The sequence below is a fragment of the Dokdonia pacifica genome (genome assembly GCF_900188275.1).
GTDB classification, from domain to species: Bacteria; Bacteroidota; Bacteroidia; order Flavobacteriales; family Flavobacteriaceae; genus Dokdonia; species Dokdonia pacifica.
In genome coordinates, this window is the sequence record NZ_FZNY01000002.1 from 328018 (window position 1) to 340421 (window position 12404).

A 12404-nucleotide genomic window follows, 5' to 3' on the forward strand; every position below is an offset into this window, starting at 1 on the left:
TCTTTAATAGCACTATGAGTGTAAATTCTACCATAAATAAAGATCAAGAGGTTGTAAAGAATGTTTTTACAACATACTTAGAAGAAAAAGGACATCGTAAAACACCTGAGCGTTATGCTATCTTACAGGAAATATACAACAACGATGAGCACTTCGATATAGAGTCCCTTTATATCAACATGAAAAATAAAAATTATCGTGTAAGCCGTGCTACTCTTTATAATACTATAGAACTTTTATTAGAATGTGGATTGGTTCGTAAGCATCAATTTGGAAACACTCAAGCACAATATGAGAAATCATATTTTGACAAACAACATGATCATGTGATTTTATCTAATGGGGAAGTGATAGAATTTTGCGATCCGCGTATTCAAGCTATTAAGAAGACTATAGAAGAAGTTTTTGACATTACAATTGACAAACACTCCCTTTATTTTTACGGAAAAAAAAACACCTCTAATTAATATATACGAATGGCAGTAGACTTACTACTAGGGCTCCAATGGGGCGACGAAGGAAAAGGAAAAATTGTAGACGTACTTACCAAAGATTATGATATCATCGCTAGATTTCAAGGAGGTCCAAATGCAGGGCACACCTTAGAATTTGATGGTATAAAACACGTATTACATACGATTCCATCTGGGATTTTTCATGACAATGCAATGAACATTATTGGGAATGGCGTTGTTATTGATCCAGTGATTTTTAAAAGAGAATTACAAAACCTAGATAAGTTTGAAGGATTAGATTACACTTCAAAAATATTGATTTCGCGTAAAGCACACTTAATCCTACCTACACATCGTCTTCTAGATGCTGCTTCTGAAGCTTCTAAAGGAAAAGCAAAAATAGGATCTACTCTTAAAGGGATTGGTCCTACATATATGGATAAAACGGGGCGTAATGGAATACGTGTAGGAGATTTAGAACTGGCTGATTGGAAAGATAGATACACTGCATTACGTACAAAGCATATCTCTATGATTGATTTCTATGATGCAAAAATAGAATACGATTTAGAAGAATTAGAGACCGAATTTTTTGACGCTATTAAAGTTTTAAAGAAACTTACATTCATAGATTCTGAAGAATATTTACATCAGGCACAAAAATCAGGAAAAACAATTCTTGCCGAAGGTGCTCAAGGATCGTTATTAGATATTGATTTTGGAACGTATCCATATGTTACATCATCTAACACTACTGCTGCGGGTGCATGTACAGGTTTAGGAATTGCGCCTAATAAAATAGGTGATGTTTTTGGAATATTTAAAGCATACACCACACGTGTGGGCTCTGGCCCCTTCCCTACCGAGTTATTTGATAACGATGGAGAAACTATGGGACGTGTAGGCAATGAGTTTGGCGCAACTACGGGTCGTCCTCGTCGTTGTGGATGGTTAGATCTTGTTGCTCTTAAATATGCAGTACAGGTAAATGGTGTCACCCAATTAATGATGATGAAAGGTGATGTATTATCAGGTTTTGAAACCCTTAAAGTATGCACAGCCTATACCTATAAAGGAGAAACTATAGAGCATTTACCATATAATATTGAGCCAGAAAATGTAGACGTAGTTTATAAGGAAATGAAAGGTTGGAAAGAAGATTTAACAGGCATGACAGAAGCTTCTCAACTACCACAGGCCCTTAATGAATACATAGATTTTCTAGAAAAAGAATTAGAAACCCCTATCAAAATTGTTTCTGTAGGACCAGATCGTACGCAAACAATTATGAGATAAGGTATTATTCAATATCATATAAAACCCGCAAGTATCGTACATTGCGGGTTTTTTAATAAATATATAACTCGCTTTTGAGACTTTGTTAACTACCTTTTGAGATCACATTAACGCTTTCAGAAGTCAATTTGTTTATTTTTGCTACAATGCATATCAAAAAATACATACTTATACTGATTTTTGCTGTTTTTGCTTTCGCGAAAGCGCATACTCAAGAAGAACGTAAAGAAATACACATCAAATCTGATGTGACAGAAAAGAATGAAATAGAATATCCTGGTGCTGTAATTTTATATAAGAGAAAAAAACAAGTATATATATCACATGAAGGTATTGAAATGTGGTGTGATATTGCTTTTCATTACAAAGAAGAAAACTTTGTAAAAGCTTTAGGAAATGTAAAAATGAAACAGGGAGATTCTGTTTCTATGCGCAGTAAATATGCAGAATACAGTGGAGATACAAAATTTGCATTTGCAGCTGGAAAAGTATGGTTAAAAAAAGATACAACAGTCGTTACTACAGATACCATGTACTTTGATCGTAATAAACAGCAATCTTATTATCGTACAGGAGGTGTAGTTACCTCGCCTAATAGTAAAATCACAAGTCGTATAGGACGTTATTATCTTGAAGAAGACAAAATATCATTTATCAGTAATGTTGAAGTAACCAATCCTGAATATGTGATCAATAGTGAGCAATTAGATTTTTATAGCGAAACAGAACACGCCTATCTATATGGTCCTACCACAATCACAAGTGAAACTTCAAAAGTATATTGTGAACGAGGATTTTATGATACTAAAAACGATTATGGATATTTTGTGAAAAAATCACGAATAGACTATGATAATCGGCAAGTTTATGGAGATAGTCTTTATTTTGATAGAACTCGAAATTACGCTAGTGCTACTAATAATATAAGAGTAAAAGACACCCTAAACAAAAGTCTCATTAAAGGTCATTATGCTGAAGTTTACAGAGATAAAGACTCTGTATTTATTACACAAAGAGCTGTTGCCATTACAGAGCAAGAAGGCGACTCTATCTATGTACATGGGGATAAACTTATTGTGACAGGAAAACCTGAAAACAGAATTGTGAGAGGGTATTATAATGTACGTATGTTTAAAAGTGATATGAGTGGTAAATGCGACTCTATTCATATTAATCAAAAAACAGGGCTTACACAAATGATACGCAGGCCCATCTTATGGAATGAAGCCAATCAAATAACAGGAGACAGTATTCACCTTATTAATGATGTGGTGACTGAGAAACTAGATTCTCTAAAAGTGTTTGACAATGCTTTTATTATTCAAAAAGACTCTATAGACGGATATAATCAGGTAAAAGGACAAAAACTCTACGGTTTCTTTAATAAAGAAAATCAATTAGATTCTGTAAACATTATTAATAATGCAGAGAGTATTGTCTATATGCGTGAAGAAAATGGAGAACTACAAGGTATTGACAAAAGCAAATCTGCCTCTATTACGATCTTATTTGTAGATAAAGCAATAGACGAAGTTATAAAATACAAAAACCCAGGTGGTAACATATGGCCAGAATCACAGTTTTTAAAGCAACAGCAAACCTTTGAAAATTTTGAATGGCGTGGTGATGAACGTCTTTTAAGTAAAGAAGATATTTTTAAAGGTGAACCGCCATTTACGTTAACAAAAATACAAGGAATCCCATTACCTATCATAGATAGCGACTTCTTTGAAGAGTCTGAAGATGGAGAACTTGAAACACCAAGCGCTTCCAATTTATCGGAAAAGGAATTGTCTAACAGAGCCGAAGACAAACCCAAAATAGGAACCGAGGAGGAAGACGAAATAACAAAGCGACAACGGGAGTATTTGATTAATCGAAACAAAGCAACTTCTTCTGAAGGAGATAGTACTCCTAAAGTTTTAGATCCTAAAAAGAAAAAGAAAAAAGGAGATGGATCACCAAATCGTTTATGAAATCTGATTTTCTAAAATATCAAGCACAAACCACACCTCACCCTTTAAACTTTGAGGTAGATTATGCTAAGGGAAGTTATATTTATCATAAAAACGGAAAGAAACACTTAGATTTTGTAGCAGGTGTTTCTGCTTGTAGTTTAGGACACCAACATCCAAGAGTTAAAGAGGCTATTCGAAAGCAATTAGATTCCTATCTTCATGTCATGGTATATGGAGAATATGCACAAGAAGCACCTATAGCATTATCAAAACTATTAGCTTCATTATTACCAGAATCATTAAATAGCACTTATTTAGTAAATAGCGGAACAGAAGCTATAGATGGCGCTATTAAGTTAGCTCGAAGAGTCACTGGACGTAGTGAGATTATTGCAGCCCTAGACGCCTATCACGGTAATTCCTATGGCGCCTTAAGTTTAATGAGTAAAGAAGAACGTATAGCGCCCTTTAGGCCTGTTATAGGTGGTGTATCTTTTATTAAGTTTAATTGTCAAAAATACTTGGAGCGAATCACTACCAGTACAGCAGCTGTTATATTAGAAACTATACAAGGTGGTGCTGGTTTTATAGAACCTCAACACAATTTTTTGAAAAAAGTGAAAGAACGTTGCCAAGCTGTTGGTGCTTTACTCATCCTTGATGAGATTCAACCTGGTTTTGGACGTACTGGAAAACTCTTTGGTTTTGAGCATTATCAAGTAGTTCCTGATATTCTAGTAATGGGAAAAGGTATGGGTGGTGGTATGCCTATTGGTGCTTTTACAGCTTCCAATGAGCATATGCACTTGCTATCAGACAATCCAAAACTAGGACACATAACTACTTTTGGTGGGCACCCTGTAATTGCCGCAGCTGCATTGGCAACTTTGCGAGAAATTACAGAAACTTCATTAATAAAAGACACCCTTAAAAAAGAGCAACTTTTTAGAAAATTACTCATACACCCATTACTTATAGAGATAAGAGGAAAAGGTCTTATGCTTGCTGCACTTACCCCTAGCGCAGCAATTACTACACAAGTAATTTTAAGATGTCAAGAAGAAGGTCTTATTTTATTTTGGTTACTCTTTGAAGAAAGAGCTATCCGGATTACACCCCCATTAACAATCTCTGAAGATGAGATTCGAGAAGGATGTAGTATCTTACTGAAGATACTCAATGAAATTCATGAATCATTATAGTAATTTTATTCGCTTTCGCGAAAGCGAACTTACTAGACCTACCTGCCGGCAGGCAGGTTCACTACCATAGGGAGAGCGAAGCGATAAAGTATATACTAAAAACCCCATTCATATATAAAATAAAAAAAGGTGTTTCAATGAAGAAACACCTTTTCTTTTGGCTGATTATATAGAATATAATCTTAGTTATTTATTAAACGGAATTCAGTTCTTCTGTTTGCAGCATGCTCACGCTCTGTACAAGAAACTCCATCAGAACATCTGTTTTTAAGTCTACGCTCACCAAATCCATTAGCAACTAATAAACTATTGTTAATTCCTTTAGAAATTAAATAGTTAGCTACTGACTGTGCACGACGCTCAGAAAGATCTTGGTTAGAAGTTGCATTACCTCTTGAATCTGTATGAGAAGCAATCTCTAATTTTACTCCTGGGTTTTGAGCTAATAATGGTAATAAACGAGTATCGATTATATTTTTAGCAGCAGAAGTTAATGTAGCACTATTAGTATTCCAGTTGATAGGAAGTGCTTGGTACTCTACAAGAGCACACTCTACTTCTCTCCAAGTAGTTAATCCTCCTTTTTGCTTAAGAACCTCTTTAGAAACTGTAGTATACGTTGCTGGAACTACTTCTTCTGTAGTAGTAGCATCTTTAGTAAGTATCGTTTTTGTAATGTTTGCGTACTCAGCTGGAATTTCTTCTTCTACTACACGTGCTGGTTGATCAACCACTCTTTTAGTATATGTAGCATCTTTAGATCTACCAGGAGTAGATTGTACAGATGCATCAGCAGCTAGTGTACGAATAGAAACTGTTTGATATTCTGCTGGGTATCCTTTGTAACACCAGTAACGACAATCATCTGGATTACTAGACTCACAATCAGGAGCTGGAGCACCTAATTCCCATTGAGCATAAGCAGACTTTGTTTCAATTGTTTCAGATCCATTAGCAAAAGAAGCTGGGATAATTCTTAAAGAAGATCCTGAAGTGCTTTTTACGTAAGATACTGTTTCTGTTTTATACGTAGCTGGTATTACTTTAAGACGCTTAGAAGCTTCTTTAACTAATACTCTCTCAGTTTGAGTTTCGTATTGAGCAGGAACCGTCTTTAATACTTTATAAGCTGGAGTCTTTTGAATTTGTACTGTTTGTGTTTCATAAATATCAGGCGTCGTACAACGAACATAACATTTTCCTGGTTCTGGATTTGCTGGTAAATCTTGTGCATTCGCAGATGCGAAAACAAGACCAAAAACAGAACATAATAATAAAATTTTCTTCATAATAATTGATAGTTTAAAGTTAATGTGTTGGAAATCATATTAAAAGTACAAAAATATATGATTCATTTTAACATATGCTTTAACATAAATTAAGAAAGCTTTAACATGGGTGAAATACACTAAAACATCGACAAAAAACACAATCCATACTGTTTTTCACTAGTACAATTACATTAATGGTTAAAACTGAAAGAAAATCGTCTATCTAAAACCTTGTAAAAACATCAAGAAGTGTTCGTGATGAGACTCAGAATAGTCTAAATGTGTAACTATACGGAGTTTTCCTTGTCCCATGTCACTTATAGTTATTTGTTTTTCAGATAATTGGTCAATAAATCTTTGTTTAGAAGGGCTATCAGAAAGATTAAAAATCACAATATTGGTATCAATAGGTTCTACAGAAGCAACCACATCCATTCTTTCTAATACATTTCCTAATGCTTTAGCTCTTTGATGGTCAATACGCATTCTATCCAAATGATGATCTAATGCATAAATCCCAGCGGCTGCCATATAGCCTACTTGACGCATGCCTCCTCCTAATATTTTACGCACCCGAATTGCTTTGTCCATAAATTGTTGTTTCCCCACTAAAACAGACCCCATTGGCGCTCCTAATCCTTTAGACAAACACACAGAAATTGTATCAAAGACCTGCCCATAATCTTTAGGGTTTTCATTTTTAGCGATCATTGCATTCCATAGGCGTGCACCATCTAAATGAAATCCTAAGCCGTGATGATCACATACGTTTTTTATGCGCTTTATCTCTTCAAAATTATAACAAGCTCCTCCCCCTTTATTTGTGGTGTTTTCTAAGCAAACCAATGTTGTAAGCGGGCTATGATAAAAATCTGGTGGATTAATAGCTTCCTCTACTTGAGATGCAGTAATCATCCCTCTATTCCCTGATAATAACTTACAGGATACCCCACTATTAAACGAAACACCACCTCCTTCATAATTATATACATGAGCATATGCATCTGCTATTAACTGCTCACCAGGTTGTGTATGAATTTTTATCGCTGCTTGATTGGTCATACTCCCCGTTGGGAAATACAAAGCACTATCCATTCCAAACATATCTGCAATACGTCGTTCTAATTCATTTACAGATGGGTCTTCTTTATATACATCATCACCTACTTCTGCTTTCATCATAAACTCCAGCATAGCTGGAGTAGGTTTTGTAAGTGTATCTGATCGTAAATCTATTTTCATAAAAATTATAGCAAATTAATTATATCCTTCTAATAAACGTGTGCGTACTATTCTTGAAAACATCCTATCGGAGAACCATCTGGGATTTTTGGAGATGGTATCACCTTAAAGGTTTCTGGTTTATCTAATGTTTTCTTGATTTGATCTATCATATTCATATCATTAGCATTACTCATACTTAAAGATGAAAGAATTTTAGATCGTAATACGAATTTCACAGTAGCTTTTGTTTGTGGTATCGCATTAGGGTGTACATATAGATTTAATAGATGTTTCACCACATTATAATTAACTGTAGTTTGCACTTCATTTTTGTATGCATCCTTTTCATTGCTATTTAATGTCTCTTTAACTAGCAGTTCTAACATATCTTGCAATCCTAATTGTTTTGCATCTAGTGCTTTTTGTTGTACTAAACGATTAGCACGTTCTGGATGTAATAATAATCCTAAAGTCATATCACTAGCAGTTGCTGGAGCGCCTAGTGCATCAAAAGCAACACCCGTTTTACTTTGAAAACTTTCTCTAGTACGATAATACCCATGCGCTCTAGGCGGAAATAACGAAAGCTGGTCTTTAGGTATCATTAGTGCATCAGCTTTTAGTGTTTTAAGTACGCTTGCAAGAGCTTGCTTTTGACTTTTAGCATCTAATACTTCTGTCACCTTCAAATTAGCATCTCCTTTAACTGCATAATTATAATCTAATCCTCCTATCATTTTAACAGCTGCTTCCGTTTGATACCGATGATAAAAATATAAGGGAACAAAAACATCTTCCAAAACTGAATACGGTTCATCTGTACGGATATTATCTACAGAAAAATTTGAAATTGCATGTGCACGCAATTTCAACACATTTTCTAATTCTTTATCTGCTTGTACCCCATTATCCCAAAGGTGTGCTTTATAGTGAGCCCCACCTTGCGGTCTTGCATCACTATCTGTGATATAACGCAGTCCATTCTTTTCGGCAGTTTCAAGTACCGAGTTTAAATACTCACGCTCTGCCATTCCATTAGGAACAATTCCATAACTATAGGCCACAGTTACTTTATCCCACGCACCTATTCCTGTTGCGTATGCATCAGAAAAGTCAACAGCACCATTTTTTAATTGTAATGTTGGATGAGGATAATCCATAACACTAGCTCTACCATTAGGACTAGCAGCAAAATTATGTGCAAATCCAATAGTATGCCCTACTTCATGCGCACTTAACTGTCGTATACGCGCTAATGCCATTTCCAACATAGGTTGATAATTTGCATCACTTTGAGCAAAAGGTTTATTCATAAGTGCTTGAGCTATTAAAAAGTCTTGTCGTATACGTAAACTCCCTAAGCTTACATGTCCTTTGATAATTTCTCCAGTACGAGGATCTGTAACACTAGCTCCATAACTCCATCCACGCGTACTACGATGCACCCATTGAATCACATTATAACGTAAATCCATAGGATCTGCATTATCTGGTAACATCTTAACTTGAAAAGCATCTTTAAAACCAATTGCTTCATAAGCTTGATTCCACCATTGCGCTCCTTCTAATAAAGCAGATCGCACGGGCTCTGGAGTTCCTGGGTCCAAATAATAGATAATAGGCTCTACAGCTTCACTTACAGTAGCATTTGGGTTTTTCTTAATTAATCGGTGTCTATTAGCATATCGTTTACGGATAGATTCTTGAACTGGGGTTGCATAATCCAAAAAGCTAGTTGATATATTTCCAGCTCTTGGGTCAAAAACTCTAGGCGTATATCCATCATCCGGTAATTCTACAAAAGAGTAATGTTGTACTAGAGATACCGAAGAGGCATCTGGTGCAACTGTTCTTAAATTTCTACCTGTAGGCTGTCCCTTAAATGTTAATAATGCTTCAAACTCTGTATTTTTCGGAAAGCTCTTAGTACGCTCCATAGCAAGAGCACTTCGGTTTTTATCTATTTTATACCCTCCTTCTTTCTGAAACTTTAAACGAGTAGCAACACCGTGTGTATCTTCCATTAGAAATGGAGTTACGTCAATTACAAACGTATTCCCTTTTGTTTCCTTTATAGGAAAGCCATATAATACAGATGTAGCAAACGCTTCTTCTATAGATCTACGTTCTAGTTCATTAGATGTATTAGCTCTATAATTTTGATTAGGCTGTACTAATAGTAATTTGTTACCAGCTTTCTTAAAATATACGATAGCAGAGCCTCCTAATTGTCCTCTATCAAGTCCTATATCATTAGATCCAAGACCAGTACGTAAGGAATGTACATATAAAAACTCTTGATCAATTTTATCTACTTCAAGATATAGTTTATCTGCACTTTCATCATAATGAATCTTAAAATACCCGTCTTGTGTTTGAAGGTCTTTTTTTCCTTCCAAGAATTGTGCATTCCCTATAATAGTGTAAAAAACAACCATCATAGATACTAGTAAAGTCTTTCTCATTTTTCTAATGTTTGAAGAGACCTAAGATAATGGTTTGTACGCTTTCGCGAAAGCGTAATTACAAATCCTCCACTATAAAATATACACAGTTATAAACAACTATGATCTTGGAATAACTACGAGCCCTAATGATTGATCGGCAACAGCTACATGTGTCTCATTTGCAGCCACACCAGTTGGCTCGGTTAAAGTGCCTAAAGTAGTAATAACTGTAGCAGACGAAGGGTCGATTACGGTTACTTCATCATTGGTCACGCCTACAACAAAAAGGAATTCTCCATCTGTACCTATATTGGTAGGCTCATACCCAAGAGGTATTTGAGACAGTGCATTATTATTTTCTAAATCAATGACCTCTATTCCTTCTGCTGCAAAATTTGCGACATACAAGCTTCCATCAAGGTATTCACTCTCTACTGGGAAATTAGCAGGTCCAAAGGGTGCTCCAAAAGGTCCTTGAAATTGTCCTGAAGTTAACACCACTACATCTGGTGTTGATAACACCGCTCCTGCTCCATTAAAGTTTACTATTTGTATTCCCCAATTTGCAACATTTCCTAGGTCTTGAGAATAAAATCCTTGTGCACCTCCAGATACAGGCCTTACAAAAACATCTGGAGCTCCTGTACGGTTATCTACAATAGGAATCCCATTAGTAGCTAACTCTAACGTTCCTTGCGATGCTGAGTAATTAAAAATTTGAGTGTTCGATCCACCAGCACCTCCAGAAACAGCAAGCACACAATTGGCAGCAGATAATCCTGAAAAAATAGCAAAGTTTGCAGAAACTGTTGCTACAACTTCTGGCACAAAAGGATTTTCATAGGTTAGCATTTGAATCGTAGTACCTCGTTGAATAAATAATAATTCATTTACAGGGTCTACCGTAATATCATCGGCAGCAATAGCAACAGAGCTACGTTGATCTGTAGCAACTTCTGCTATTTGGATAGAAGCGCCGCAAGTGGCATAAGCGTATCCATTTACAACGACTACATTGGTACAACCATCTGCGCCACGTATGCCATCAAACTCTCCTAATTCCTGAAAACCTTCTTGATCTTGAATCTCATCTGTTGTTTGAGAAAGTGTTGTCGTATTGGATACTAGCAACTCCTCTTCTACAGTGTCTGAAGTGCAAGAAAAAATAAATAAAGAAATAAATAATAAGAGATAAGATGTACGTAACATAGCAGTAGTTTTTTTAATAGTATACTTTGCTATGTCGATGAAATTCAAGAAAATTACAAAATCACAAGAGAATTCTACAACTTGAAATTTGAATGGGTTCTAAAATTAAAACTTGATAAGTATCTTCATTTAATCATTGAAATTCTATTGTAATCTTTTATTTTTGATATCTACTTTAAACCATTATGATTACAATAGAACAATTAAAATCACTCCAAGAGCGTATAACAAGCTTAAGGAGATATCTTTGACATAGATCGTAAACTTATAGAAATAGCAAACGAAGAAGAAAAAACATTTGATCCAAATTTCTGGAACAACGCAAAAGAAGCCGAGGCTTTTATGAAAACACTTCGTTCTAAGAAAAAATGGGTAAAAGACTATGAGACTGCAAAATCTCAAACGGAAGATTTAGAAGTATTGTATGAATTTGCAAAAGAAGGAGATGCTACTGAAGAAGAAGTTCAAAAACAATATGATAGTACATTAGATGTATTAGAGAATATTGAGTTTAGAAACATGCTTTCTGAAGAAGGAGATGAGATGAGTGCTGTCTTACAAATTACAGCGGGTGCTGGAGGCACAGAGGCATGTGATTGGGCCAGTATGCTTATGCGCATGTACTTAATGTGGTCAGAAAAGAAAGGGTACAAAGTGAAAGAGCTTAACTTTCAAGAAGGTGATGTAGCTGGTATTAATACGGTTACTTTAGAAATAAATGGAGAATTTGCTTTTGGCTGGCTCAAAAGTGAAAATGGGGTACACAGACTGGTACGTATTTCTCCTTTTGATAGTAATGCAAAGCGTCATACATCTTTTGCATCTGTTTATGTGTATCCGCTAGTAGATGATACGATAGAGATTGATATAAACCCTGCAGATTATGAAATTGTAACCGCTAGATCTTCTGGTGCTGGTGGCCAAAATGTAAATAAAGTAGAAACCAAAGTACAATTAACCCACTTCCCTAGCGGCATCAAAATCTCCTGTTCGGATAGTAGATCTCAACATGATAATAGAGCTACTGCCCTACAAATGCTTCGATCGCAATTATATGAAATTGAATTACGTAAACGAATGGAAGCACGTCAAGATATTGAAGCGAGTAAAATGAAAATAGAATGGGGATCACAAATACGTTCCTATGTACTAGACGATAGACGGGTTAAAGATCATCGTACAAATTATGAATACAGACAACCAGAAAAAGTATTGGATGGAGAAATTGATGCTTTTCTGAAGAGTTACCTCATGGCAATGGGGCAAGAAGAAGCTAGTGACCAATTATAAATATAATGTATACGCTTTCGCGAAATCGAACTTGTGAGATTCACGACCATAG

General features: G+C 35.5%; 9 protein-coding genes. 5 read left to right on the top strand and 4 right to left on the bottom strand.

Annotated features, from left to right (window positions below):
- Nucleotides 1-14 precede the first annotated feature (14 nt).
- The 4 genes from CHB80_RS08740 to CHB80_RS08755 all read left to right on the top strand — a co-directional run bounded on the left by CHB80_RS08740 (nucleotide 15) and on the right by CHB80_RS08755 (nucleotide 4911).
- Nucleotides 15-467, top strand: a complete 453-nt coding sequence (locus CHB80_RS08740; protein ID WP_089371066.1) for a Fur family transcriptional regulator — start codon at nucleotides 15-17, stop codon at nucleotides 465-467.
- A gap of 9 nt (nucleotides 468-476) precedes the next feature.
- Nucleotides 477-1751 carry an adenylosuccinate synthase gene (locus CHB80_RS08745; protein WP_089371067.1) on the top strand — a complete coding sequence of 425 codons (1275 nt, stop codon included), beginning with the start codon at nucleotides 477-479 and terminating at the stop codon, nucleotides 1749-1751.
- A gap of 146 nt (nucleotides 1752-1897) precedes the next feature.
- Nucleotides 1898-3727 (top strand): OstA-like protein, encoded by a 1830-nt coding sequence (locus CHB80_RS08750; protein WP_179218119.1) that lies wholly within the window; start codon nucleotides 1898-1900, stop codon nucleotides 3725-3727.
- Nucleotides 3724-4911: an aspartate aminotransferase family protein gene (locus CHB80_RS08755; RefSeq protein WP_089371068.1), complete on the top strand. Its 1188-nt coding sequence runs from the start codon at nucleotides 3724-3726 to the stop codon at nucleotides 4909-4911. The genes CHB80_RS08750 and CHB80_RS08755 overlap by 4 nt, the downstream gene beginning before the upstream one ends.
- Nucleotides 4912-5093: 182 nt before the next feature.
- Here CHB80_RS08755 and CHB80_RS08760 read toward each other — a convergent pair whose 3' ends face one another.
- The 4 genes from CHB80_RS08760 to CHB80_RS08775 form a co-directional block, all read right to left on the bottom strand.
- Nucleotides 5094-6200: an OmpA family protein gene (locus CHB80_RS08760; RefSeq protein ID WP_089371069.1), complete on the bottom strand. Its 1107-nt coding sequence runs from the start codon at nucleotides 6198-6200 to the stop codon at nucleotides 5094-5096.
- 201 nt (nucleotides 6201-6401) lie between these two features.
- Nucleotides 6402-7424 (bottom strand): threonine aldolase family protein, encoded by a 1023-nt coding sequence (locus CHB80_RS08765; protein ID WP_089371070.1) that lies wholly within the window; start codon nucleotides 7422-7424, stop codon nucleotides 6402-6404.
- A 47-nt stretch (nucleotides 7425-7471) separates the two neighbouring features.
- Entirely contained in the window at nucleotides 7472-9871 is a 2400-nt protein-coding gene (locus CHB80_RS08770; RefSeq protein ID WP_089371071.1) for a zinc-dependent metalloprotease, read from the bottom strand.
- 99 nt (nucleotides 9872-9970) lie between these two features.
- Nucleotides 9971-11062, bottom strand: coding sequence for a YncE family protein (locus tag CHB80_RS08775; RefSeq protein ID WP_089371072.1), 1092 nt, complete (start codon nucleotides 11060-11062; stop codon nucleotides 9971-9973).
- Nucleotides 11063-11247: 185 nt separating this feature from the next.
- Between CHB80_RS08775 and prfB the strand changes: the two genes are divergently transcribed.
- Nucleotides 11248-12352, top strand: a protein-coding gene (gene prfB, locus CHB80_RS08780) for a peptide chain release factor 2 (protein ID WP_143337082.1) whose coding sequence is annotated in 2 segments (ribosomal slippage) — nucleotides 11248-11310 and nucleotides 11312-12352 — 1104 coding nt in all. Because the reading frame shifts where the segments join, the coding sequence is not laid out codon by codon here.
- Nucleotides 12353-12404 lie beyond the last annotated feature (52 nt).

Excerpts from the sequence above, each read along its gene's own strand:
- CHB80_RS08755 (WP_089371068.1), top strand. The coding sequence starts at position 3,724 with ATGAAATCTGATTTTCTAAAATATCAAGCACAAACCACACCTCACCCT.
- CHB80_RS08760 (WP_089371069.1), bottom strand. The coding sequence starts at position 6,200 with ATGAAGAAAATTTTATTATTATGTTCTGTTTTTGGTCTTGTTTTCGCA.
- CHB80_RS08740 (WP_089371066.1), top strand. The coding sequence starts at position 15 with ATGAGTGTAAATTCTACCATAAATAAAGATCAAGAGGTTGTAAAGAAT.
- CHB80_RS08750 (WP_179218119.1), top strand. The coding sequence starts at position 1,898 with ATGCATATCAAAAAATACATACTTATACTGATTTTTGCTGTTTTTGCT.
- CHB80_RS08745 (WP_089371067.1), top strand. The coding sequence starts at position 477 with ATGGCAGTAGACTTACTACTAGGGCTCCAATGGGGCGACGAAGGAAAA.
- CHB80_RS08765 (WP_089371070.1), bottom strand. The coding sequence starts at position 7,424 with ATGAAAATAGATTTACGATCAGATACACTTACAAAACCTACTCCAGCT.
- CHB80_RS08775 (WP_089371072.1), bottom strand. The coding sequence starts at position 11,062 with ATGTTACGTACATCTTATCTCTTATTATTTATTTCTTTATTTATTTTT.
- CHB80_RS08770 (WP_089371071.1), bottom strand. The coding sequence starts at position 9,871 with ATGAGAAAGACTTTACTAGTATCTATGATGGTTGTTTTTTACACTATT.